The organism is Streptomyces botrytidirepellens, from assembly GCF_003721215.1.
GTDB lineage: Bacteria > Actinomycetota > Actinomycetes > Streptomycetales > Streptomycetaceae > Streptomyces > Streptomyces himastatinicus.
The window spans coordinates 1-652 of the sequence record NZ_RIBZ01000375.1 but is presented as its reverse complement, the minus strand read 5'-3'; the positions used below and the strand labels follow the sequence as shown (position 1 = coordinate 652).

1 protein-coding gene is annotated in these 652 nt (G+C 72.4%); it reads left to right on the top strand.

Features of this window, described 5'->3' with window-relative positions:
* A partial coding sequence (locus EEJ42_RS31040; protein WP_148082060.1) for a GNAT family N-acetyltransferase occupies positions 1 to 573 on the top strand: 573 nt, incomplete at its 5' end.
* Positions 574 to 652: the final 79 nt, after the last annotated feature.

The window sequence follows — 652 nt, the reverse complement described above, 5'->3', positions numbered from 1 at the left end:
GCGGCGACCGCCCTCGGCCTGGCGGCCGCGCTCGGCTACCGCGAGCGCGGCCGCATAATGATCAAGCCGCTGAGGGAGCCACCCGAGCTGCCCTCGGGCAGCGCCATACGGGCCATGGCGGAGGCCGACTACCCGGCCTGGCAGGCCCACAGGCGCGCCCACTACGCCCGCAGTGCACTCGACAGCGGGCTCACCCGGGAAGAGGCCGAGGCCAAGGCGGACACCGACTACGCGACGCTGCTGCCGCACGGCCCCGCCACTCCCGGCACGGTGCTGCGGGTCCTCGCCCACGACGGCACGGACGTGGGCACCCTCTGGGTCGCGCTGCGCGCCGGGGAGCCGGACGCCGAGGAGCGGGGCGAGGCGTACGTCTACTCCGTCGAGGTCGCCGAGGGGCACCGCGGACACGGCCACGGCCGGACCCTGATGCTGGCCGCCGAGCGCGACAGCCTGGCCGCCGGGGCGCGCAGCCTCGGCCTGCACGTCTTCGGCGGGAACACCACCGCGCTGCGGCTGTACGAGTCGCTGGGCTACGAGGTGGTGGAGTACAACCTCATCAAGCAGCTGCTCTAGATGAATGAGTCCGATGTTCTCAGTGGTCGTAGGCGATCAGGGATCGCTTGGCTGTGGCTCCGGTGGTCCAGTTGTGCCA